The 25,234-nt window shown below is 40.0% G+C and carries 22 protein-coding genes, 1 rRNA gene and 2 riboswitches; all 23 genes read right to left on the reverse strand.

Annotated features, from left to right (window positions below):
• Positions 1-65: ribosomal RNA gene (locus tag DFO73_RS26705) — 16S ribosomal RNA — on the reverse strand; the annotation flags it as partial.
• A gap of 355 nt (positions 66-420) precedes the next feature.
• Positions 421-2,481: a glucose-specific PTS transporter subunit IIBC gene (gene ptsG / locus DFO73_RS26710; RefSeq protein WP_110067695.1), complete on the reverse strand. Its 2,061-nt coding sequence runs from the start codon at positions 2,479-2,481 to the stop codon at positions 421-423.
• A gap of 334 nt (positions 2,482-2,815) precedes the next feature.
• Positions 2,816-3,658: a glucose PTS transporter transcription antiterminator GlcT gene (gene glcT / locus DFO73_RS26715; protein ID WP_110067696.1), complete on the reverse strand. Its 843-nt coding sequence runs from the start codon at positions 3,656-3,658 to the stop codon at positions 2,816-2,818.
• Positions 3,659-3,794: 136 nt separating this feature from the next.
• The gene (locus DFO73_RS26720; RefSeq protein ID WP_110067697.1) at positions 3,795-5,123 is read right to left on the reverse strand and encodes an NCS2 family permease; all 1,329 of its coding nucleotides are present in this window, start codon (positions 5,121-5,123) and stop codon (positions 3,795-3,797) included.
• Between the two features lie 146 nt (positions 5,124-5,269).
• Positions 5,270-5,371: riboswitch (purine riboswitch) on the reverse strand.
• 84 nt (positions 5,372-5,455) lie between these two features.
• Positions 5,456-6,976 (reverse strand): glutamine-hydrolyzing GMP synthase, encoded by a 1,521-nt coding sequence (guaA, locus tag DFO73_RS26725; protein ID WP_181396151.1) that lies wholly within the window; start codon positions 6,974-6,976, stop codon positions 5,456-5,458.
• Positions 6,977-7,169: 193 nt separating this feature from the next.
• Positions 7,170-7,271, reverse strand: a riboswitch (purine riboswitch).
• Between the two features lie 82 nt (positions 7,272-7,353).
• The gene (locus DFO73_RS26730) at positions 7,354-9,558 is read right to left on the reverse strand and encodes a transglutaminase TgpA family protein (protein WP_110067699.1); all 2,205 of its coding nucleotides are present in this window, start codon (positions 9,556-9,558) and stop codon (positions 7,354-7,356) included.
• Entirely contained in the window at positions 9,555-10,772 is a 1,218-nt protein-coding gene (locus tag DFO73_RS26735) for a DUF58 domain-containing protein (RefSeq protein ID WP_110067700.1), read from the reverse strand. The genes DFO73_RS26730 and DFO73_RS26735 overlap by 4 nt, the downstream gene beginning before the upstream one ends.
• A 1-nt stretch (position 10,773) precedes the next feature.
• Positions 10,774-11,730, reverse strand: a complete 957-nt coding sequence (locus DFO73_RS26740; protein WP_110067701.1) for an AAA family ATPase — start codon at positions 11,728-11,730, stop codon at positions 10,774-10,776.
• A 271-nt stretch (positions 11,731-12,001) separates the two neighbouring features.
• Positions 12,002-13,459 carry an esterase/lipase family protein gene (locus tag DFO73_RS26745; protein WP_142669547.1) on the reverse strand — a complete coding sequence of 486 codons (1,458 nt, stop codon included), beginning with the start codon at positions 13,457-13,459 and terminating at the stop codon, positions 12,002-12,004.
• Positions 13,460-13,867: 408 nt separating this feature from the next.
• Entirely contained in the window at positions 13,868-15,568 is a 1,701-nt protein-coding gene (locus DFO73_RS26755; RefSeq protein ID WP_110067704.1) for a transglutaminase domain-containing protein, read from the reverse strand.
• A 41-nt stretch (positions 15,569-15,609) separates the two neighbouring features.
• Positions 15,610-15,741, reverse strand: coding sequence for a hypothetical protein (locus DFO73_RS29545; RefSeq protein WP_258309869.1), 132 nt, complete (start codon positions 15,739-15,741; stop codon positions 15,610-15,612).
• 74 nt (positions 15,742-15,815) lie between these two features.
• Positions 15,816-16,061 (reverse strand): hypothetical protein, encoded by a 246-nt coding sequence (locus tag DFO73_RS26760; RefSeq protein WP_110067705.1) that lies wholly within the window; start codon positions 16,059-16,061, stop codon positions 15,816-15,818.
• Positions 16,062-16,545: 484 nt separating this feature from the next.
• The gene (locus DFO73_RS26765) at positions 16,546-16,902 is read right to left on the reverse strand and encodes a hypothetical protein (RefSeq protein WP_110067706.1); all 357 of its coding nucleotides are present in this window, start codon (positions 16,900-16,902) and stop codon (positions 16,546-16,548) included.
• 24 nt (positions 16,903-16,926) lie between these two features.
• Positions 16,927-17,730, reverse strand: a complete 804-nt coding sequence (locus DFO73_RS26770) for a hypothetical protein (protein WP_110067707.1) — start codon at positions 17,728-17,730, stop codon at positions 16,927-16,929.
• 310 nt (positions 17,731-18,040) lie between these two features.
• Positions 18,041-18,484 carry a hypothetical protein gene (locus tag DFO73_RS26775; protein WP_110067708.1) on the reverse strand — a complete coding sequence of 148 codons (444 nt, stop codon included), beginning with the start codon at positions 18,482-18,484 and terminating at the stop codon, positions 18,041-18,043.
• Positions 18,485-18,555: 71 nt separating this feature from the next.
• Positions 18,556-19,278 (reverse strand): hypothetical protein, encoded by a 723-nt coding sequence (locus tag DFO73_RS26780; protein ID WP_110067709.1) that lies wholly within the window; start codon positions 19,276-19,278, stop codon positions 18,556-18,558.
• A gap of 13 nt (positions 19,279-19,291) precedes the next feature.
• Complete coding sequence (locus tag DFO73_RS26785) at positions 19,292-20,146, reverse strand: hypothetical protein (RefSeq protein ID WP_110067710.1); 855 nt, start codon at positions 20,144-20,146, stop codon at positions 19,292-19,294.
• A gap of 14 nt (positions 20,147-20,160) precedes the next feature.
• Entirely contained in the window at positions 20,161-21,423 is a 1,263-nt protein-coding gene (locus tag DFO73_RS26790) for a hypothetical protein (protein ID WP_110067711.1), read from the reverse strand.
• Positions 21,424-21,465: 42 nt separating this feature from the next.
• Positions 21,466-22,131: a hypothetical protein gene (locus DFO73_RS26795; protein WP_110067712.1), complete on the reverse strand. Its 666-nt coding sequence runs from the start codon at positions 22,129-22,131 to the stop codon at positions 21,466-21,468.
• 1 nt (position 22,132) lies between these two features.
• The gene (locus tag DFO73_RS26800; protein ID WP_110067713.1) at positions 22,133-22,531 is read right to left on the reverse strand and encodes a TadE/TadG family type IV pilus assembly protein; all 399 of its coding nucleotides are present in this window, start codon (positions 22,529-22,531) and stop codon (positions 22,133-22,135) included.
• A gap of 21 nt (positions 22,532-22,552) precedes the next feature.
• The gene (locus tag DFO73_RS26805) at positions 22,553-23,797 is read right to left on the reverse strand and encodes a vWA domain-containing protein (protein WP_181396150.1); all 1,245 of its coding nucleotides are present in this window, start codon (positions 23,795-23,797) and stop codon (positions 22,553-22,555) included.
• A 171-nt stretch (positions 23,798-23,968) separates the two neighbouring features.
• On the reverse strand, positions 23,969-24,211 hold the full coding sequence (locus DFO73_RS26810) for a hypothetical protein (RefSeq protein ID WP_110067715.1): 243 nt from the start codon (positions 24,209-24,211) through the stop codon (positions 23,969-23,971).
• Positions 24,212-24,294: 83 nt separating this feature from the next.
• Complete coding sequence (locus DFO73_RS26815) at positions 24,295-25,233, reverse strand: type II secretion system F family protein (RefSeq protein ID WP_110067716.1); 939 nt, start codon at positions 25,231-25,233, stop codon at positions 24,295-24,297.
• Position 25,234 lies beyond the last annotated feature (1 nt).

The raw sequence follows: 25,234 nt of genomic DNA on the forward strand, positions 1-25,234 counted from the left end.
TCGACTTGCATGTATTAGGCACGCCGCCAGCGTTCGTCCTGAGCCAGGATCAAACTCTCCATATAAGAGTTGATTAAGCTCATAAGTTGTCTTTTTAAAAAAGACTAAAGAATTAACGTTGACGTTTTTGTTCGTTCAGTTTTCAAAGAGCAAGTTTTACTCTACCGCTCAAAAGCGACTTTATTAATATATCATTTCTTAATCGCGTCGTCAACAACTTTTTTAAATTTATTTAAATCGTTGCTAACAAGTCAGCGACTGTTTATATATACTAACACCCATGTGCCCAGATGGTCAACAAAATATTTATAAAAAGTAATTGGTTATTTTAACCATGCGAAATTCAGCCCAATGCACTTTCACCTTTATAGTAGAAGAAACCAGCCACAAATCTACGGCTGGTTTCTTCTATATAATATATTACTGCTTGTAGATGGTAATAATGTCTTTATCCTTCAGGTCTACAGCTCCTGGTTTATTAATCGTTACTGCTTCACCCTGCTCAAGGTTCGTGAATACGATTGGCGTGATTTTAGAAGTAGCGTTTTTCTCGATGTAATCAAGATCTACTTTTAATAGTGGCTGCCCCGCTTCAACACGATCGTTTTCAGCCACCAGCGTTTCAAAGCCTTGGCCTTTTAGATTAACGGTATCAATACCCACATGGATGAGGATCTCACGGCCAGAATCTGAGAGAATGCCGATTGCATGCTTGGTCGGGAACATGTTAACGATTTTTCCATCTACAGGTGAAACTACTGTTCCTTCTGTAGGCACAATTGCAAATCCATCACCCATCATTTTTCCTGAGAATACCGCGTCAGGAACTTCTGTAATAGGTTTGATTTCACCCTTGATTGGAGCAACGAAAAGGTCTTCCTTGTGCTCGGTTTGGAGCGCTTCAGGATTTACTTCTTCAATTTGCTGTTCAACTCCGCCTTCAGGAGCCTTTTCAACAACTCGCGGTCTTTTGCCGCTCATAATATCTTTCATTTGCCCTTTAATAGTCTCAGACCTCGGTCCAAAGATAGCCTGTATGTTATTTCCGACTTCCAATACACCGGAAGCGCCCAATTTCTTCAGACGATCCTTATCTACATTGTTAATGTCATTTACCGATACCCGAAGACGAGTGATACAAGCATCTAAGTGAGAAATGTTTTCTTGTCCGCCCATTGCTTCAAGAACGTCATATGGAAGGTCTCCCCCTTTGCCGGAAGCAATCTCTTCTTCATCTTCTACCTCTTCACGGCCTGGAGTCTTCAGGTTAAATTTGCGAATGGCAAATCGGAAACCGAAATAATAAATAACCGCAAATACTAATCCAACCGGAATAACGATCCAAGCATTTGTTTGAGGGTTGATTAAGCCGAATAAAATGTAGTCGATTAAACCACCCGAGAACGTCATACCAATTTTAACATCCAATAGATGCATAGTCATGAAAGAAAGACCTGCAAACACTGCGTGTACGGCAAATAGTACAGGCGCAACGAATAAGAATGAGAATTCAAGCGGTTCAGTAATACCTGTTAAGAATGAAGTCAATGCTGCAGAAGCCATAAGTCCGCCAACTACAACTTTCTTTTCAGGACGTGCTTCGTGATAAATCGCTAACGCAGCTGCCGGAAGACCGAACATCATGAACGGGAACTTACCAGTCATGAAGGTACCGGCTGTCAATTCTTGAACATTATCGCTGATCTGCGCCATGAAGATACGCTGGTCACCGCGGACAGTTTCACCCGCATTTGTTACATACTGGCCAAATTCATACCAGAATGGAGAATAGAAAATATGGTGCAATCCAAAAGGAATCAATGAACGTTCAATTAAACCGAAGATAAATGCTGAAAGTGTTAAGTTTGCATGAACCATGTTTTGCGAAAAAGCATTCAATCCAGACTGGATTGGCGGCCAGATTACAAGCATTAGCAATCCTAGGACCACCGCTGTTGCAGCTGTGATAATCGGAACGAAACGCTTACCGGCGAAGAACCCTAAATAAGATGGCAGTTCAATCTCATAAAACCTGTTATAAAGAGCTGCGGCAATAATACCGACGATGATACCGCCGAACACACCAGTTTGCAGAGTTGGAATTCCCAAGATATTCGCATAGTTAAGTCCATTTACATCCTCTGCAGTAATCCCTGCCGCTGTACCCATTGTGACATTCATAATTAAATATCCGATGATGGCAGCCAGTGCCGCTACCCCTTCACCGCCAGCCAATCCAACAGCTACACCGACTGCGAATAGCACAGGCAAGTTGGCAAAGACGATATCGCCCGCTTTTTGCATGACCTGAGCGACAATCGAGACCCCGCTGTTATCCAGGAAAGGTGCCAATTCAAGCAGCGCCGGGTTTTGCAGCGCCGCACCTAAAGCAAGCAAGATTCCCGCAGCGGGCAATAGCGCCACCGGAAGCATTAAAGCTTTCCCGACTTTTTGCAGGACGCCAAATACTTTTTTAAACATAAGTTAACCCCCTATTATTTTTACTCATTAAGCGTTTTCATTTCATTGCCGCAAGCATTAAAAACAAATAAAAAAGGCATGAGGAAAAAAGGATAGAACTTAGGCGTATACAAGGGTATCTTACCCTATTTGCCTAAATTCAATTACCTTTCTTCACTCATGCCTGATCGAATCAGTAACACGTAAAGACGAAAGCGTAAGGCGCCCGCTTAACAGCGACAAGCATAAGACAAGCATAAGACAAGCGGGCATGATGTTGTTCTTTACCTTCTTGACCGATTGGCTTATGACCTCGAGCCGTTGGCGCCTGTAGCTAGACAAGACACAATAATGACTAATTTATTTTCTTTTGAAGTCTCTGCAGATGCATGGTCAAGTAAACCGCTTCCGCATTATAAACTGGTTTTTTTAATGTTTGCTGCATTACCTTAATGAGCTTCCATGAGAGATTGTAGCATACCGGGTATTCTTCTTTCAAGAGAGAAGTTATTTTTTCTGGTTCTTCTACTTGCTCACCTTTGTTAACACGTTCAATAGTAAAACGAATATGCCGAACAAGCCTCATATAATCTATGCTATCTTTATCAATTTTAATATCTAACTGATCCTCAATCATATTGACTAGATGGGTTACAAGCTGGGAGTGCTGATTGACCTCGGATAGATTGCGGTTCATGACAGCGCTATGAACATGAAGGGCAATAAAGCCTACCTCTCCTTCAGGCAAATAGATGCCTGTTCGCTGTCCAATGTGGCCTACAACCTCCTGGGCAACCTCGTATTCAAAGGGATATAAGGCTTTTGTTTCAATAAGAAAAGGGTTTTTCATTTCCATTCCTTTTTTTAAGCGTGTTATGGCGAACATCAGGTGGTCTGTTAAAGCAACATGGATATGCTCATTAAGTACCGAGCTTGATCGTTGTTTAATCAATTCAATAGAGGAGATGATTACCTCGAGCAATTCATTATCAACAAATGGCATCAGTTTAATGTAATTTTCCTGCTCTTTTTCATTTTTTAGCACAAAGAGCTTTTCTACCAAAGCAGAATCGATTGGCTGCCCAGGTTTCTGATTAAAGCCGATGCCCTTCCCAATAAGGACGACTTCGCCGAACGATTCATGGCTGCCGATTAAGACATTATTATTAAGTACCTTTTTTACCTTATACTCTCCCATTCTTTTCTCCCCGCCCATTAAACAAATGTACTCTCATGGTATTAAAGCCTGTCCGGGAAGTCAACGATTGAATTATTTATTTGGCTAAATAAAAAAAGACCCGCATTTTTAAGACGCGGATCTCCAAATCAAATAATTATTTTAAGAAAATAAAATACAGAATAAAGATTACGAACAAAACATACATAACCGGATGGATTTCTTTAGTCCTTCCTTTTACAATCATTGTAATCGGATAGAAAATGAATCCGACCGCAATGCCTGTAGCAATGCTGTAAGACAATGGCATCACAATAATCGTTAGAAAAGCAGGGACTGCAACCTCGAATTTATTCCAATCGATATTCCCTAATGAAGCGACCATTAATACACCTACAATAATTAATGCCGGAGCTGTAACAGCTGAAGTGATGACTTCCAAAAGAGGGAAGAAGAATAGTGATAACAGGAAAAGTCCTGCTGTTACAACCGAAGCAAAACCTGTTCTTGCACCTGCCGCCACCCCAGATGATGACTCAATAAATGATGTTGTTGTAGATGTTCCAAAGATTGCTCCCACTACAGTTGCGGCAGAATCCGCGAATAAAGCCTTTCCTGCCCGCGGCAATTTGTTGTCTTTCATTAAGCCTGCCTGGTTCGCTACTCCTACTAATGTTCCCGCTGTATCAAAGAAATCGACAAATAAAAATGTTAATACCACAACCAGCATGCTTGTTGAAAAGAAGGAAGGATCTCCATAAGCTTCAAACGCTGCTCCAAAAGTAGGAGCCACACTTGGAACGGAATCCACAATCTTGCCAGGAATATCAATCAACCCTGCAATCATTCCCACAATCGTTGTGATGACCATACCGATAAAAATTCCGCCGTTAATTCCTTTTGTCATTAAAACGACTGTCACTGCTATACCAAAAATAGCCAGCAGTACATTCCCATCAGTAAAATCTCCTAGTCCAACAAGGACAGCATCATTATTTACAATTAGCCCAGCACTTTGAGCACCAACAAATGTTATGAATAAACCAATACCTGCACTAACTGCATACTTCAATTCCGCTGGTATTGAATTGATAATTTTTTCGCGTAAGCCTGTGAGCGTTAATAGGATGAAAATAACTCCTGAAATCAAGACGCCGCCTAAAGCATGCTGCCAAGGGATCCCCATTGTTAAAACAACTGTATAGGCAAAGAACGCATTTAAGCCCATTCCCGGCGCTAGCGCTATTGGGTATTTTGCTATTACTCCCATCAATAAAGAACCAATCGCTGCTGCGACAGCAGTGGCGACGAATACAGCACCATAATCCATTCTCATGGCATCTGGCAGATCTGGGATATCCATTAACGATAAGGTAATCGGATTAACCACTAGTATATATGCCATGGCTAAAAACGTTGTAAGGCCGCCGATAAATTCACGGCGATAGTTTGTTCCAAGTTCATCAAACTGGAAGTACTTCTTCATTGCTCTTCCCCCTAAAAATGTCTGTTTATATGGTTACCAAATTGACCAAATAAAAACGCTCCGAGGGTTACCGGAGCGTTGACAACAGGGTTCGTGGACAAATAGGGATAAATAGGAAAAGGTATAATAGCTAAAATCAGAGTCCCTATTTGCAACACTTACCTCGTAGTCAAGCTATTTACGGCAGCTCGGTAGAAACTTTTGGGCCATATCCCCAAGATTATACGACGTAATACGACATATTTACTTCATCTTTATCTTAACACCTCAAAAAGTCCTAGTCAACAGAAAAAACGAACAATTTAATGTTCGTTTTCTCATATCGTTCGTATTTATTCCCATTCAATTGTTGCTGGCGGCTTGCTTGTAATATCGTAAACAACCCTGTTTACATGTGATACTTCATTGACGATCCTTGTAGAGATGATTTCAAGTACATCCCACGGGATACGCGCCCAGTCGGATGTCATGCCATCAATGGACGTAACAGCACGGATGCCAATTGTGTAATCGTATGTCCGGGCATCGCCCATAACACCAACACTGCGAATATCAGGCAGGACAGTGAAATATTGCCAAATGTCTCGGTCCAGTCCGGCTTTTTTAATTTCTTCACGCAAAATTGCATCAGATTCTCGTACGATTTCAAGCTTATCTTCAGAAATTTCTCCAAGTACACGGATGCCTAAGCCAGGCCCAGGGAATGGCTGCCTCCATACAATTTCATCCGGAATTCCAAGCTCTGTTCCGAGCGCACGCACTTCATCTTTAAATAATGTGTTCAGCGGCTCAATCAACTTGAACTGCATATCTTCTGGGAGGCCGCCAACATTATGGTGAGACTTAATTGTTTGAGCAGTAGCCGTACCACTTTCAATAATATCTGTGTAAAGTGTTCCCTGTGCAAGGAAGTCGATGCCTTCCAGCTTGGTTGCTTCATCATCAAATACATAAATAAATTCGTTGCCAATAATCTTACGTTTTTGTTCCGGGTCGCTGACACCTTTAAGCTTGTTCATGAAACGCTCTTGGGCATCCACTTTTATAACATTCATATTAAAGCCATCAGCAAACGTCTTCATGACGCCTTCCGCTTCATCTTTCCTCAGCAAACCATGATCAACAAAGATACATGTCAGCTGGTCGCCAATTGCCTTATGGATGAGAACAGCAACAACCGAGGAATCAACACCGCCGCTTAAAGCGCAAAGAACTTTTTTATCGCCGACTTCCTGGCGGATTTTCTCCATTTCAATTTCAATAAAATTCTCCATGGACCAATCGCCTTTACAGCCGCAAACACCAAATACAAAGTTTTTCAGCATATCATTTCCATGAACGGAATGGCGTACTTCCGGATGGAATTGCACAGCGTATAACCCGCGCTCTTCATTGCTCATTGCAGCAATCGGACAAGAAGGGTTTGTTCCGTCAACAGTAAAGCCTGCCGGGGCTTCCACTACCAGGTCCCCATGGCTCATCCAAACAGTCTGTTCCCTAGGCAGGTCTGCAAATAGTTTTGATTCATTTTCAACCTTAAGAACTGCCTTGCCGTATTCACGGTGCTTGGCCGGCTCCACCTTACCGTCAAAATGCATCGTCATTAATTGCATGCCATAGCAAATCCCGAAGATCGGCAAGCCCAGTTCAAAAATCTCTTCATCACAGCGGAAAGCATTCTCCCCATAGACACTGTTAGGGCCGCCGGAGAAAATAATTCCCTTTGGATTCATCTCTTTAATTTCTGCAGCAGTAATCGTATGCGGATGCAATTCACTGTATACGCCCAATTCACGGATTCTGCGTGTGATTAACTGATTATACTGGCTTCCGAAATCCAGCACTACGATCATCTCTTGATTTTGAAGTTCTGTTTTCCCCGTCACGCTGTTCACCTCATTAAATTTGTGATATTACCTTTAGTGTTCTCTCCTGCATATAAAATATCTAGAAAAAAATAAATTCCTGCAATCCAACATATAAAAAAAACCGAAACTCTCCCCACAAAAAAAAGTGAAGGCAGAATTCCGGTTTTTACATTTAGCAAAAAGCATATTCTGCCTTCATAGTCAGATCATTTACGGCGATCCGGTAGAGACTTTCGAACCATATTATCGAGGATATATGAAGGTTGCATGATTTAGTTGTATAAACGGCAAAAACCGAACATTGTGCAGGATTTTTGGCCGCTGTCTTATTTGCCTATTGTAACAACACGCTTAATTTCTGGTCAAGCCATTGTCTTTTTAATTAAATTTTCCCACAATTCCTTCGTCTCAGTCCAGCTTCCTTCTTTCAGGACACCCCGGTAAATAAGCTCCTCATAGCGTGATGTTAATCGGCTCATTTCCTTCGTAGAAAAGAAGCTGTCCACATATTTGGCATACTCTCTTAAGGTTTGGCCATTTTTCCTCTTTAGGCCGTAACGGTCCAATTCCTTTAAAAGAATTAAATATGCTTTAGGAAAGTGTTCATCCTTTTCCGTCTGTTTAAATCTCAAGACAAAATAATGCGGGAGCCATTTGCCGCGCTTTTGGTAAAGCATAAAGATCAGTAATGCCACAGTCAATATCGCTATTCCGATTACTTTCAAGTTGTCAGCAAAGAAAGCCTTCACTGACTCCCAAACCTCTTTTATGGAGAATGAGGATTCATCCGCGACTTTTTCTTCAGGCTTTTCTGGCTTAACAGGCGTTTCTGTCTCTTTCGGCTCTTCTGCTTCAGCCTGGTTCGTATTTTGGCCTGCATTATCAAAATTAAATTGAATGTTATTGCTAAAGCCCTGGGTAGGCTCAAACGGAACCCAGCCGATTTCAGGAAAATAAATTTCAACCCATGAATGGGCATTATTATTTGTCACTTCAAACAAACGAAGCCCCGAACCAGTAGACTGTTGGAATTCTCCCTCGGTATAGCCCTTGACCCATCTGGCAGGCAATCCAATCGACCTGGCCATGACCGCCATTGAAGAGGAGAAATTATCGCAATAGCCCTGTTTTGTATCAAAAAGGAATTGATCAACATAATCCTCATCTTCATCCGGGACAGCCACGTCCTGCTGGTCATAATTGTATTCCGACCTGCGGAAATACCTTTCCAGCTCTCTGGCTTTTTCAAACCAATCGGTTTTATCCTGGGTGATTTCAAGCGCCAATTCCCTGACTCTATTTGGCAGTTCATCAGGCAGCTGTGTGTATCTTGCCAAAAATTCATCAGGCAGCACCCCTGCGTTAGTTTCTGCTGACTTTAGGGCGGTGACACTGTATTTCGGCACTTCGAACCTCAGTTTGTATTGATCTAACGCGACAGGACGGCCGCCATCGAGAGTACGGATTTTTTCAGTAGCCGTTTCGAGTTCATACGTAATAAACGGAGGAGCATCTATACTTTTAACTCCTAATGGATAAACCACGTGTGGGTAATTCATAAAAGTATACACAGAGCTCGTTTCTTCGGTTGTCTCAATTGCATCATTGTCGATAAACGATGAGACAGGAATATCCTCACCCATTCCAAATGGAAGGAATTCTTCTTCCGGCTGAGAGGTAACCCACCCTTTACCAGTGTATGTATCCTTCGTCTCCACCTTCCAATAGTGGCGTGACTCCACTTCTGCTCTAAAAACCACCCCGCTATCCCCAATAAAAGGGCCGCCTAGACGTGAATCATCTTCACCATACCCGATTTTCTGGATACCCGATCCATCTCCGCCGCTGTTTTGTCCGTAAGATTTTATAAATGGCACCGGATCCGGCCACATTGGTTCTGCCTTTGGAGCCGCAAAGCCCAAGCCGGCGCTTACAGCTATCAGCAATGCAAGTGGAACCATCCATTTGCGGGATAGGGAGACTTCTTTCTTAATCCCTTCCTTGTCCAGAAGGCGATAAAAAGTCAATATCCCCATGACAGCAAAGCCCGCAATAACTGTTCTGACAATTGCCCCATTTGCCACATACGGGGTGAATGTGTCCAGAACGGTTATATAAATCAGCGTCATGAAAAAGAAGATAAAAATCTGCCTGCGGCTTATGAGCCAGTATTGAATTAAATAGGTCATCAGCCCAAGCAAAACAAAAAATAATAAACTCCTGAACAGGTTGGTTATACTTGGCCAATCTCTATCAGCAATAAGACTAAAATTGTGTTTCAGGTCCTCCCAAAATGGCGAAATCCAGGATGTTTGAAAGAAAGCACCTTCAAAATACAGAAAGTGCAGTACATAAACCACATAAAGCACTTTTATAAAGCCGCTTAATAAAGGGGAAACACTGTAAAAAGACATGAGTAGAGATAACATCAAAAATACCAGAAACACTGTTATATTCGATGTATCTGTTAGCTGTTCAAGTGGCCTCAGCCATTCCCATAATAGTAAAAATCCCAAAACATAAAGAAGGAAGGTGGCAAGATCTTTTTGAACCTTTTGAGATGTCATCCTTTGCTCACCCCCGTAAATACATCTGAAAACTGTCCGTTATGAACCATGATTACCCGGACTCCCCTTGAATTGGCTGATGCTTTTAGCGCAATTTCCTCCTGCAGAGGGGATTCAAGCATGTCTTTTATTAAAAAGACTGTAATTGAGCCATTTTTTGAAGCGACAAATCCGGCTTTCTCAATCAGAGCCTTTGATAATTTGGATGTAACGAGCATAAGCTGGCTGTTTTGCTGCAAGAGAAAGCTTTCAGCTTCAAGTACACGGTCTAACGGTACAGAAGAATCACCCTTTATTTTGGCCAAATGATAAAACAGCTGAAGCTGCTGCGCTTCTCCGCCCTTGACCTGAAAATTAGTCCGTTCTGCTGCAGTAGACAGAAAGCCAACTTGAGCTCCTTTTCGAAGAATGGCTCTTATAATGGATGCAGTAAAAGAAACAACGGCTTCAAATCGGCTATCCGGTTCACAATCCATGAGAATAAAGACATCATGAGACTGTCTTTGTTCAAATTCCTTTGTCATAATATCATTTCTCTTAGCGGTCGCTTTCCAGTTAATCCAGGAATACCGATCTCCCGGCTGATACTCCCTTATGCCGATCGCCATGGAGGTATCCCTTTGCACCCGCTCTTTTGAGGCAGTCATTCCCTGATCATAATGATGTGCCAAAGGCTTATAGATGATCTCCTCATAAGCCGGATAAACAATCATTCGATTCTCTGCACGAACCTGTTTTTCTTTTTCAATTAAACCAAGCGAATCCCCTGTTATAATGCGAATAGAGGTAAAGAAATGCTCCCCCCTCGGCAAACTATCTATTTGATATTGCACGGAAATTTCCTTTTGGAACCCGGGAAACAAAAACCGCTTTGCCCTTTTCCCCTGCTTTGAATAAAGGAGCTGCTCGCTCATCCCATCCTCGATAACCAAATATAATAATGGAACTGCAGCTTTCCTCCTTATTTTCAATGTGATGACAGCATTTTCACCTGCATTGAACTCCGTTTTAGGCAGTACCCTTTCCACTTGAAAGTCGTTTAAGGAATAAAAAGATAAAGCGAGCGCATATAAAGCAAAAGGAAGAAAACTGTAAAATAGAAACCAGCTCACAAACCCTCCCTGAAACATGGCATAGGAAAAGGTGAGGAGAATAAGAACGAATAAAATGATTAGTTTCCAAACACCTTTTAGCGTATTAAACACCAGGTTCATATTACTTCACTAACCTTTGAACAGGGACTGGAACCCTGGCAATAACACGTTCCACTACTTCATCCGCCGTAATGCCTTCAAACTTTGCCTCGGATTTTAAAATAATCCGGTGGACAAACACAGCTGGTGCCAAATACTGAATATCATCCGGGAGTACATAATCGCGTCCATACATAAATGCGTATGCCTGGGCCGCTTTCATTAAAGCAATCGAACCACGCGGACTCGCCCCTAAATACACACTGCTATGCGTTCTAGTCCGGCTGGCAATATCCACAATATATCGTTTTATTGTATCATCAACATGGACTTCCTTGATTTCATTCTGCAGCTCACGGAGCTCCGCCAAATCTATGACGGGCTCCAGTTCTTCAATTGGCGGAATCCGCTGCGCCCGGTTAAGCACTTCCATTTCCTCCGAAACCCCGGGATAGCCCATCTTCATTTTTAATAAAAAACGATCCAGCTGTGCTTCCGGAAGCGGATATGTTCCTTCATACTCAATCGGGTTCTGTGTCGCCATAACAAAGAACGGTTTTTCAAGGCCGTGTGTTACCCCATCAATTGTGACGCTGCTTTCTTCCATTCCCTCGAGAAGCGCGGATTGCGTTTTGGGAGAAGTTCTGTTGATTTCATCTGCTAAAATGATATTGCCCATGATTGGACCTGGCCTGAATTGGAATTCCATTTCCTTTGGATTATAGATGGATACACCTGTTACATCTGAAGGAAGTAAATCAGGTGTGAACTGTATACGCTTGAATGCTGCACCAATAGATTTCGCTAGCGCACGCACCATCATCGTTTTTCCGACACCTGGAACATCCTCCAGCAATACATGGCCTTCCGCGAGAAGCGCCACCAAGCTTAACTCAGCTACATCCCGTTTACCGATCATTACTTTCTCAATATTCCCCAATACCCTCTCTATCGTAGGGTGCATATGATTCCGATCCATGTAAAACCTCTCCTTATCTATCTCATGCGTTTTGCATTTATTAAATCTAATAAAATTACTTCAACCATTTATATATTCGATATCTCGTCTAAAAGTCCTGTCACCTGACGATACGTTTCTGTCTTTTTGAAAAAATTGGCATAATACTATTAACGGTTAAACTGGTAAAAGGTTTCATAAAATTATTGGAATTTTTTTGCGGAAGGAATGAAGCTTCATACTGCATATCTCCCAATTAAAAAAGGCTGCCACCCAGCAGCCCAAAAAATACTTATTGACGTTCACCATGCTTATTTACATAGAAAGATTCAATGATCGTTCTCTCGAAAGGCTTCCCATTAGAGGTTACCCCTCTTACTTCAGTTGTAACGTTGTATACGCCTTCCTGTTTGAAATCGCTATCCGCGATAAGTCCGTCTTTCTCACCCTTTTTCTTTTTTTGCAGCTTTTTCCCGGTTGAATCGAATCCGAAGTGAGTCCATTTTGTTTTATAAGTTTTATTGCTGTTCATAATGCCGGCCTTTTTCTGGAGTGTCTCATTTAAAGGGCTATCGAGAGAGACTGTATAGAGGTAAGAGGCCTTTCCAGGTCCCTCCAATGACCAGGTCCCTGCTTCAGGTGCATCCATTTCAAACTGGTGAACCCATGCTCCCTTAAAAAATTCCGATGCCTCTTTATAGATCTTTTTTGTTTTAAACGCCTTCCCGTCCGGACCGGTCAATTTTAATGAAGACAAATTCCTATTGCTTAAGAAGGATACAGTCATGGATTTAACATTTTCTTCAACGGCAAAATGGTCGTTTAAAGCATTCACTGCTTTGCCGCCTTTTACAATCGAGTGTATACTCGGCTTATATGTTGGAGTTTCCTTGCTTGCCGATGCCAGACTAGAAGGATGGGTAACCGTTGTATATGGCCTAAATGCCTGGAATGTGTAGGATCCTTCCCGGATGGTCGTATGGTTCCAGCTGCCTTCCTGTGCAATAGCGGCACCGGGTAAACGGGAATTAATTGTAGTTACAACGCCATCATTTTTGCCGTACTGGCTTAAGTATAAGCCGCCCCAATAGGAAGGGCTTCCAAAGGAACCCCATCTTGTACCGCCAAGTGTATAATACTGATTTTTTGCGGCATTTACATGAGTATCCGTTATAGTCCTGAAGTATTGCATATTGCCTGTCTGCAGGGATTCGGTTGCTTCATTGTTGTTTCCAAGGAGAGCAGCCAGCCACCAGGCTGCACTGCTATGTGCGAGATCTGCGAGCTGGGTTCCATGATGCGGAGATGATAAGGAAATGACATTTGAAACATATTGATGCGCTCCATAATGAACAAGTGCTGTTTGCGTATCCACCCCGCCTTTACTGTAGCCGATAATTACAAGCTTTTTCCCGCCAAAATGATTGTATATTTCCTCCAGTTTTTCGGCCAGCATGACGCCATTCGCCCACATGTCCCGATCAGGATGAAGGTCGATGAAAGCAGTTTCATAGCCATTGGCCAACGCAACTTCGTACATGTCATTTCCTTCATGCCATACTGCTGATGAATTATTATAGCCATGAACAAAAACGAGAGGAGACTTTGCCGGATCAATTAAGCCTGGAGTGTCTCCAGAGTACCAATAGCCTGGAGCCCCCCTGTCATCTCCTCCAGAACCGCCGGCCTTCACCATTCCAGGAAAAATCAGCATCACACAAAATACAACTCCTGCCATTTGTATTATCAAACCTTTCCCTCCTTCAGAAAGATCTCTGACAAAAAAGCCCATTCTATGTAATTTTATAATTTTCAGAAAATAAAAGAAAGAGTATTTGAATTTTTTTGTAAATTCATTCCCAAAAGAAAAAAGCGCCTGCATATTACAAGCACTTCTACCTATTAAACTCTTTTAAGTATGACAGTCCTTGAATTGTCTCAACATCCTCCCTCCTAAGTTCAAAACTTTGTCTAAATAGGAAATTTTCAGCAACAGATTTTTAATCTTCATTTCTTTTATAGTAGGAGATAAAAGGATATAGGCTTTCAGGATTTTCAAATTATAAAACTGCCCTAACCCAGGAAATACAAGGGATAAAAAAACTGCCTCCATCACACCATAGGATCAAGCTTCATGACTTTAATTAAGTTTATAAACTTAATAAGAAACTCCTGTGCGGTTATGTGTTTTTTCAAATTCAGCTTTATTCGGATCAAAGTATTTGTCATTAAAAGCCGCTACGAATTTATCATCTTTTATATATCCCGCTCCCCATGTTGGATCCATGGTCAGCCAGCTGCCATCGACTTTTACTTCCACCCAGGCGTGCCTTTGAGGCCAGAATCCGCTAAAGGCAGTGCCTTCCACAAAACGGGCTTCCATGTTGCTTGCCCGCAGCAAGGCAATAGTGAGATAGGAGTAATCCTGGCAGACACCAGTCTTAGAATCCAGGGTCTTCAGGGCGCTATCATCCCAGTTAAAATCATCTGTTTCTAGTTTTTCAACATCATAGGAAATGGTTTTTGCCACATAATCATAAACGGCTTTAGCTTTTTCCCGGTCACTGCTCTTACCTTCTGTTATCTCTGTAGCCAATTCTGTAATGGGCTGGGCATGTGATTGGATTCCCCTTGATGGGAGCAAGTCACGTTTATCTTCGCCAGTGGACTCAACCTCGAACTTGGCAAAGCCATAAAACCTGAAATAATCACTGTTTTCTTCTTTTATTTCCGGAACACTTAGCGTTACTTCATATGTACCGGGACCGAACCTTAAATAAAATGAATCATCAAATATGAAGTCTTCAACAGGGATTACATCCAGCGCCTCGTCCTCGCCTTTTTTAGTGGTGATATAGATGTGTGTGGTTTCAGAGCCAAATTCCGCCTTTGGATCAATTTTTCCTTTAACAGTAAAGGTGCCATCCGATTCTTCGCCGCCATACTGCGGATACTCCAATGTTACTCCTCGTTCCTCATAGGTTTTAGAGTATTCAATTGGGCTCATTATTCTATCAGACTCGTTATCTATCAAAAGAATTGTAGCAGTCTGGTAATAATTTTCACGTTCCTTATCGGGTATCAATATTTCAAGGTTATGGATTCCATTTCCGTAGAATAAAGGAACCTTATACGAGAACTTTCCATCCTTAATGGGGATAACATGCTTCCACGTTTCAGCATCCTTGTTTAATTTGAGCATGATTGTATCACTATCTGCCAGGTTCCCTGCTTCTCCTTTCAATGTGAAAACTTCGTTCTCCTTCACATAACTCGAATTCAAGTCCAAATTTATTTCTGCTTCCTGTCCAAACGGAGTAAAGGTTATATCCCGCTCCACTTCAGAGCTGACGTTGTGGACTGTAAAAGCGGCAGTGTCGTAGTAATAATTATCGCTGTCCATGCTTGGAAGCTGAACGGTTACCCGATATTCACCTTCCCCATTAAAGAAACGAATTGGCTGTTTGAACTTCCCTTCCTTGATTGGAGCAAAATACTCATGATCATAGCCGGCGGGTCCCTCTTCTGTGGAACGAACCTTTATCCAGGCATACTCAGATTTTAATTCAGAATATTTCTCGACCTCTCCTTCCACAGTCACCTTGCCATTCACAGCAAATTCCTTATATTCAGGGTTTTTTAAAGTTGCCTGGACTTCCTGGCTATAAGATGTCAACTCCAGTGGCGCCAGCTCCAGTTCCTTGTTTTTTTCTTCAGCAAGCTTTTCGAATTTGTCCTCTTCCTTCTTTGTTGCCTTTGTCTCCGTATTGCTTGTGTCGGAATTGCTGCAGGCGGAAAGGAACAGACAACTGCTAACTAAACATATAAAGATTATAAGTAGGTGATTTTTTTGAGTCATGAGGTCCTCCATATGTAACGTTATCTCTTATTTTGGATTTCTTAATTTAACGAGCATATTTTCTTCAAAATATTTTGACCATCTTTATCAAATTTCTCTTCAAGGGATTCCTTTAGTCTTGTTTGATCAACAAACACTTTATTCCCTTCGTAATCCTGCTCAAATTCCTTCATGGATTTTTCTAGAGCACCTTGATTAGATTGTTTAGCCGTTACCAATAAATGCTTAATATTTCAATGGCATCCTGCTACTCCTCTATTTTTTGAGTGTAATTACTAATGAAAGCTGTAAGCTGATTCTCTAATTCTGTCACTTGCTCCTCTGAATAAGGCATTGCTGTGTTCAGATCGTCCCATACCATTTGCTCTTCATCATTTACACTGTTAATTGAGGTTAACTTCTCAATCAGTCCTTTAAGCTTTTCAGGATTGTGGGTAAAAGAAGACTTTATATGGCCTTCATACTGAACCAGTAAAGAATAGTATTCCATCATTTTAGCCGGCTGTAATGACTGCTACTTCCTGTAAGGTTCCTTCTAATAATCCCAACTATCAGAACCAACCCGGAAAAATTTTTCACCATCTTAAGTTCCTTTCTTAAATTCTGCTGAATCTAGCTTATTCCATAAAAAAAAGCCATAAGCTAGTATTCTTATGACTTTAAAGTTAGCTTCCTTGAATTCATCGCCCGCCGAACAGGCATCGTCTTCCATTTATTAAGGGCATTTGTCATGAGATTGTTTGGAGAGGCAGCGGCAGCAAAATAATTTTCATGATGAGCAAAGTGACATAGACATTCTGTTAACTGGAAAAGCATAGCTAACAACGATAGCCGTTAATGGAATCCCTCCATCTGAAAACTTCCATTCTGCCACTGAAAGAGAAACGACGTAAAAGAAGAGCGGTTAAATAAGTAAAATAGCTTCCAGTTTTTCTCTTTATTTAGACAATTCAAGCATCTCTTCTTGCAAATGACTTCTATCGGTATTGTTCCAACTGTTGCTGAAACTCATCTTCTTTGATTAAATACGCAAAAAAAGCATATTTAATCGTATCTCCATAGATTTTGCCTGTTTTTACTGTATGGTTTCTTGTATCCTGGCTAGCCAAGCTAATCATGGGGAGAAGGATGATATAAAGGCTCATTAACATAAAAACGCTTTGGAAAATTGAAGTCCATAAAGACAGATTAAAAACCTCAAAAGGCATGGCAATAAAGTTAATGGCTATTGTATATATGGCTTGAATTGGAAGAATAATTGTAATGCCAATCAGAATTACACGGAGGAAGTATTTTTTATATAATTCACTGCCCTCTTTTATTGCTTGCAGCAAAGCAAATTCCCCCTTTTAGGTTTATTATCTTGGGTTACGCAACTTTCTTGATAATATCTCTGCGTTTTTTTGCCGCTCTGCCTCGAGATCATCGTTAAATACAGAATGTCTAAGTTCACTCCAGCCTTTAGCATCCTCTGAGTTACTGCTAAACATATGTTTCTTGTATGGTTTTAATTTTCTGGCCAAATTTAGAGCAGTAAAGTTTAACAGCCCTTTCTTGGAAGAAACATAGTCATAGATTATTTTTCTTTCATTTTCTGTTTGAAGCTGAATATCATTTAGACGGACCTGGGCCCTGATCATTTCCACAAGGTATCCGTGCATTTCCTTTTCATCTTCCTCTGTTACCAGTAGGCTTTCCCTACCCCTCTGCCAAAGCTGATCAGCCTTTTTAACAGATTCATCTATTACCTTCTGATTATCAATGATTTTATCCGGTACTGGTTCAAAAACTCTATAAGCACTGTCGACATCCTGTGGAAATGGCCCTAGCTTGCTTTCTATGTCTCGCAAAATATCCTTTAACTTTTCATAATTCTCTATTCGATTAGCCTTAACCCATTTAGACCCGATATTTACAAATGTTTCTATGCATCCATTGTAACTACTAGTGATAACTGCTGTATTTTTCACTTCATCCACACGAGGAACAGTACCATCATTCTCCATAATTAACTGTTCCTCAGCAGGAGCAAATGTAAAATAATAGTACAGTTTCCCGCCAATATTAAACTTGGCAGGAAACACATCCGGCGTTTCGTTTTCCTTATAGTATGGTTTTAAAGACTCTTTTATTGATTCTGGTATATTGTGCATTCTTATCATTAATACTCCCCCTACTTAACTTCTTTATCCAAATAGTCTTCTACCTTTTTAGTAAAGTATCTTGCAGAAAATCCTTATAATGGTCTGCACTGTTTTGATAATGTAATTGGCACTCTTTACTCATTAAAAATATCGGTTTGTTAACCGACTCTTCCACCCTAAGATGCAAAATGTGGTTCTTTCCCTGCATAAAAAGAATTAAAAGATATTTTTGTATTAAATAATCTCGGAGGTGCTGAATTTTTCCTTTCCAAGATTAGAAAAACCCCGACAGCATAGTTGTCGGGGTTCTACACACACCTTCCCTTAATTATGCCGGTCTGACCTTCTTTACAGGAGAGGATTCTTCCCTCTCTTTAAAGCATGCGAAAAATGACAATAAAATAATCGCTGCCTCCCATGCAAATGCAAATAAGAGAACTACAGGGCCGCCTTCTTCACTCCAGCTGGACTTGTTGATATAGAAAAACAAAATGGCTACTAATAATGCCAGATTACCTTTCCCAAAGAACGGAAATCCTCTTTTTAATGAAAATTTCTCAACTCCCTGTTTTGGTTCGCTGGAAGTTTTCTTCCTTTGAGATTGGTTATCTTGAGAAGGATTGTGGGTAAAAGAAGACTTTATAAGGTCTTCATACTGAACCAGTGAAAAATAGTATTCTATCATTTTAGCAGGCTGTAATGACTGATACTTCCTGTAAAAGTTCCTTCTAATAATCCCAACTATCAGAACCAGCCCGGAAAAATTTTTCACCACCTTAAGTTCCTTTCTTAAATTCTGCTGAATCTAGCTTACTCCATAAAAAAAGCCATAAGCTAGTATTCTTATGACTTTAAATATAGATTCCTTGAATTCCTCACCCGCCGAACAGGCATCGCCTTCCATTTGTTGAAAACATTTGTCATTATAATAGTTTGGAGAGGCAGCAAAAGCATCAGCAAAATAATTTTCGTGATAAGCAAAGTGAAATAAGCATTTGTATAAAACGACAGAAAGAACAGCAGGATGTTCTCAAATGATAACTGAATAATTGTCAGTAAAATAATCAAAAGAAACGCTTTCAGCCAGTTCTTTCTAAAAAATCTTACTGACTTTTTAATAGCCGTTCTAAAGCTTTTTGCATTGTCAGCGATAAAAAACGGGACAAAATAAAGCATGAGAAGAATGACCAGCCCTGGGATGACAAATAAAAGGCCGCCTAAAAAAACAAGCAACGCATATATGCACCCAAATAGGTATATCGGAATTGCTTTATCCAGCGAAAATGAAAGAGATCTTTTCAATGGATCATCTTCGCCTTCCACTTCCAGCAGCGTAAACTTAATAAACGGAACTTGTGCAATGGTTAAAAACACTAACATAAATATACCGTTGGCGGCATCTCCTAATAATCCAGGATATTCAGTAAATTGCGTTTCAAGATAAATATAATTAACTAAAAACGCATGAATTAAGAGCAGCGGAACATAAGTTAAAATCGATAGCAAAAATATTTTTGTGAACTCCCTATAAAATATGCCGAATGAATCTGAAATAATATTTTTCATTTCTTTTCCTGCTTTATTTTGGATTTCTTAATTTTGTTACCATTTTCTCATTAAAATACTTTGAACCCTCTTTTTCAAATTTTTCTTCAAGGGATTCACTCAATCTAGTTGGATCAATAGTAATTTCATTCCCATCTTCATCAAGCTCAAATTCCCGCATGGATTTTTCTAAAGCTCCTTGATTAGATTGTTTAGCAGCAATCAATAACTTCTTTATATTCCTCTTATCCTGTACTGGAATTTGTGCTCCAAGTTTGTCCAAGCAATCGACTACTGTGTCGTAATCCTTCATTAAATCTCTTTCTCTTATTCCATATTTATACATTACTTCTCTATATTTATTGAATGTACTTCTAATCTTTTTTAAAATTTCCAGGTCAAAATATCCCTTTTCCTCCATTATTTTGCGTTGATAGTCACCTATAGAATAATAAATATCATTTAGGAGGCTTGGCATTTCAAGCGTTTTATTAGTTTCATTTATGATTCGATCCGCCGATGCCGCTTCTATTGTTGTCAGGTTATTAAAAGCTCCCCTATATTTGCTCAGTAATTGAACTCTTTCTTGAAAAGGCGACATATTTTTTTTCATTTGAGGCAAGATATCTGATATAGTCTGAGCTAGCATCGTATTATAATTGATTAAATACCTAAAATACTCCTTTGCTTGTGAGAAAGGGACTGCGCTACCCTGACTATTTAGTATAAGGTACCCACTTATCCCTTTAATAGAAGTTCTATATTGATTTAAAAAATAATATTCCGATCCATCAAAATATGCAAAATCCCACATATCCCATTTTTCAAGGAATTTTTTATATTTCTTAATATTTTCAATGTGTTTCGGTGTTGGTTTTGTATTAATCATCGTTAGCTGACACCTCATCCGCCAAAGACTGATTTAAAAAATCCAGTGACTTTCTCTTTGGCTTTTTTGAATTTCTTCTTAACATCTTTTACAACTTTTTCACGATTACTATAAATTTTATACCCTAAACTAGCTAAGCTCAATGCTCCCCCTACAACTAGCATACCTGCAGCAATTGGCTGTGCACCTGGTATTAATGCCACACCGGCAGCTGCCCCTGAAATGATACCGCCCGCATTTCCAACTAGGTCCATACCTACTGAAACTTTCTCGCCTGTATTCTTGGCCTCATTAAATTTACCAACGTTCTCAACTGTATCCATAATGGTAAAGGGCATTGCTATTGCAGATACCACTGCATTCGCCGGAGTAAAAGTTTTACCTGCTTGCAGCAGTTCATCATATTTTTGTGCCGCTGCAATGACGTTCCCAGTCTTCATTAAGTCTTGATAAGCTTTGTAACCTTTGAATGTATTAAAACTATCATATACTCCTTTAGCACCTGTCACTGCATCTGCTGAATTATAAAGGAAATCAACCGTTGTATCACCTTTAGTCAAGCTTTTAAAGCCAGAAAGATAGATGCTTTTTCTATTATTCAGCAGATCCTTTAATGTTAATTCTTTATTTTCAGTCACTACCTGAACTGCCAGATCTGCGGTTCCACCAATTACATCCTTAACAGCAAACGATATGGCATCTTTGGGTTTCATATTTTCAAAATTGAAAAAAGACTCATCCTCTGAAGCTGTTTTCTCATCTTTTCCTGAAGGCTGTTTTATCGTTTGGTCAATCTGATCCAAGGTTTCAAGTCCTGGGTTCTTATAGTCTGGATTGTATGGAGGTCCTGGAAGTTTGCGATCTTGATTCGGGCTATTCGTTCCATCAGGGGATGTTGAAGGATTGTTTGGATTGACACCTGGTCCAGTTTGGTCTGGATTTGCTGGATCTTTACTCCATTCAGGTCGTGTTTGCCACGGTGAATTATTCCATTGTGTCGTATTGTTCCATTCAGGTGCATTTTTCCAATTGGAATCATTCCACTCAGGCGATGTTTTCCATGAAGGATCTTGCCACTCTGGAGGCGTTGTCCAAGCAGGATCTTTCCAATCTGGCGGTGTTGTCCATCCTGGCTGACTCCACGCCGGGTTATTCCATTGGGGCTGAGATGTCCAATTATCCCAAGCATGCACCTGAATTGCAAGAAATCCTGGATTCATCAGCAAAAGTACAGCTATAGCAGCCAGAGAGAGAAAAGTTCTTTTTAACTTTTTCATCTTTCTCTCTTCCTCTCATTTATAGTATATATTCCTGTTAATCTATAAGCTAATATTTAAATTCCAGCTGAGAGCCTCTGCAAATTCAAAAGATGGACCTTGTCCCTTTTGCTTAACAAGCCGCTGGCTGTCAGAAAAATACTCATCAAATTTAAACGCTTTATATTTGGTCGCGGTTTCAACTTCAATACGATTTTCATTATTTAAATAGACTTTTGTTTGACTAATTTCTCCATTGTTTTGGCTAATATTGTCCATAACTTGGCTACGGATAGCCGCTTCCGCATAACTTAGTTCACGGTTAACTATAGGCCGCAGGAATCGGTTTCCATTATTCAGTTCATCTTTTATTACTTTATTAATCGCCTTATGCTTTTTCTCTGAATCTGTTAAAGTACCAGGTAGCTGATTCTTTTCCTCTTCCACTTTTTCTCCTAGGGGTCTTAAATCTATCAATTCAGGAGAATCTGGCACTTTTCCCAGCTCAAGAATCAGCCAGCTGTCATATTCGCTTATCGCATCTTCAAGACTATCCAGAACGATTCCGGATGCTACAATACTGGCCTGCTCGGCATTACTGGAAGCATGCTCCTTCTCAACAAAAACATTGGCAAAGCTAATGATTAGGAGGAACATTAACGTAAAAACGCTAAAAAGGCCAATAATAAAAAGAGTTGTGTTTCCATTTTCATTTTTTAGCCTGCCCACTTTAATCCATCACCCTGCCGCTTACTGATTTTTGGAAAGATACTTTTGGCAGCTTCCCTACATACTTATCAGGAATAAAAATCAGATTCAGATTTACATGAAGGGTAAGTCCGAAGTTATTCCCGTTTCGATAAGATTCTTCAACTCGCACAAAGTCAAGATTCCCTCCCGCTTCGTTAATGAATTCACTTGCCGCTGAACTCGCCTCGCCAAGATCACCTGAAGTTATAGCATACGTTTTGGCAGCCTCATTTAAAGCTGACTGCGAAATAATCACTGCATAGCCAGCGACTAGAAATTGCCAAAAAATCATCATGATTAACAGGACAAGGGGTACCATTGCAAGAAATTCAATGGTGGCTGATCCCTGTTCATTTGTTAGTTTTTTTCTTAGTTTCATCAATGGCCCCCCTGCCTGCTATTAGTTTTGAGAAACATTTTCCTGATAGATTTTGTCAATCTTATCTAAAGTCGCATTTAAATCTTCTTGGGTTGCATCCACTAAAACCTTTTCCAATTCTTCTATAGAATTCATTTGTTCCATATAAAAGGCTTCTACCATATCAATGATCTTATTGTTTTGAGCATTTGTTATTTTTCCTTTGTTTTGCAACTCATTTAAAGAAAACAATATCATAGGTTTCTCTAAATTATTTTTCATATGCCAGCCATCTGTTACTGCATAGATATCCATCATTTGAATGTTAGAATTATAAATTACATCAATATCCTGTTCATTTTTCCAATTGAGCCATTTTGCTGATTCTTCAACCGTTTTCGTAAATTCATTTTGCAATTGTTCTTGATTATTTACGTTTACGTATGTGCCCTCCGCAGCTTTTGCAACTTCTTCCAGCTGCTGCTGGTCTTTGCCTGCTACATCAAAGCCAATGATATTAACAACAGGGGCAATACCAGAATCTTTTAGGCTTTTCGCCGAGGCTACTGGATCTCCCCCGCATGTTTCAATCCCATCGCTCACGACATAAATAATATTTTTATTATTTTCGCCTTTATATCGGCTAAGATCCTTTTGTGCTTCCTTAATTGCTTGAGCAAGAGGTGTCCATCCCGCAGGCTTAAACTTGCTGAGTGCCTGTGCCAATCCTCCCTGATTATACGGCTGCATCGGATAAACGAGTTCATTGGATGAGCAGGATAGTTTCTTATCATTATCTGAACCTGTCCCCTTGTGCCCATAAACTCTTAAGCTAATATTTGCTTCTTTTGGAAGGGACGAAGCAAACTTATTTATTGACTCCTTGGCGAGCTCCATTCTTGATTTCGATCCCATTAGATTAGCCATGCTTCCACTGGAATCTAAGATAATTTCAACATTAACAGTTTCGATTTTTTCAACTATTGCTTCATTTTGATCAGGTTCACTAACCGTACTACTTGTGAACATTTCTTTAGGGTCTTGATATTCCTTTTTGTAAAGAGAATATAAGTGTTCAAATAACATTTGGAGTTCAGCATCTGAAGCATCCTCTGGAAAAGCAGGGAGAGAATCCAATGCTGATTGAACTTCTTCATCCTCAATTTTAAATTCATTAGAAGCAAATTGACCTGTTGGATAAGCTATAATTTCTTCTAAATTAATTGGAAGCTTAGGAGCGTCAATTTCAATTTGTTCTGCTTTTTTGCTATCTGCAACTTCTTCCACTTGTTCTGCTTTTCCGCTATTCTTTTTATCTTTTATTGAATCTTCGCTATTCGTTCCTTCATTTGACGTAGAAGAACAGCCAGCAATAATTAATAAGCATAATAAAAGAAAAGCGAATCTTTGTATGTTACGTAGCATTTGAACCCTCCTATTATAAGAAACAAACCCTTACTAATTCCCTATACTTGCAATCATATTAGAAATCTTACCAACAATCGCACCCGCAAGACCTGCACCTTGCCCGCTCATAGCCGTTGCCACCGCAAACATAAGAGCTACAATTACAGCTGCCAGTCCAACCCACTCAATGGTTGACACTCCTTTTTCGTTTGCTACACTATTTTTTGCTCTTACCAGTAAAGCTTCCATTCCAAAATTAACTTTATCCATTACGTTTTTCATCATGTTTTTCATCTTCTTTCCTCCTAAATTTTATATATTAATTTAATAAACTACCGATAATTAATAAACTACCTCCCCTATTACCCCTTTCAAGGTCAGCTTGTGAAGAATCTGACAATGCTGTCTTCTCCATAAATCATGTTAAGAACTACTAAACCAATAATCAAAAGCATGATTAGGGGAGCTATTATGAATGAGGTTATGAGAGTTACCTTAGGTGAAGCTTTTGCAGCCTTTTCTTTTACTTGCTCCAAGCTGATTTTTCTTATATCTTCTGATTGGCTCTTAAATGTGGCAGCCATCGGAACACCCAGTCTTGTAGCTTGAATGAGAGATTTTATAAAGCTTTGGAATTCCTCGTTATCATTTCTTGTTAATAATTCCAAATAAGCTTTTTCTCTTGGTACACCCAATTCAATTCCCTGAATGAATTTGGAAAATTCCTCCTGAATGGGACCGGTAAAATAGTGGATGCTTTCTTTAATGGAACTGTCTAAATTAGACCCCGCCTGGAGGCTAATACTAACGGTATCCAGAAAGTCAGGCAGGTCACTTCTCAATTGCTCCTGCCTTTTTTTCGCTGTTGATCTGATAAGCATGATCGGAACAAAGAATCCTAGAAAGGGCAATGTAACAAAGGCAATATTAGCCAAAGGGAACCCTATAATAACCATAAAAGCCCCAGTCATAAAACCCAATAATACGCAGACAATTTTAAATCCCTGAAATCGGGATACAGACAAATTAAAAGGGTTTCCGGCTTTTCTCAGCAGCACTTCCACCTCATCCGATTCACTAAAAAAATTTATTCGTTCTCCCAGAGATGAAAAATCATCTGCATACCTTGAGAGAAAGGCAATGATTCTATCTGACAGGCTTTTCTTTTTTATATTCGTTAAGCTGGAAGTTACAGCTATTTCAGTCATATGCAATTTTAGAACTTCCTTCTGTTTTGCATATGAATATAAATTTCCCATCCCAAAGGCAAAAGACAGCCAAAAGACTATGATTGATATAAGTATAAGAGAATCCATA

The sequence above is a fragment of the Cytobacillus oceanisediminis genome (assembly GCF_003182355.1).
In the GTDB taxonomy this organism is placed as follows: Bacteria; Bacillota; Bacilli; order Bacillales; family Cytobacillaceae; genus Cytobacillus; species Cytobacillus oceanisediminis_A.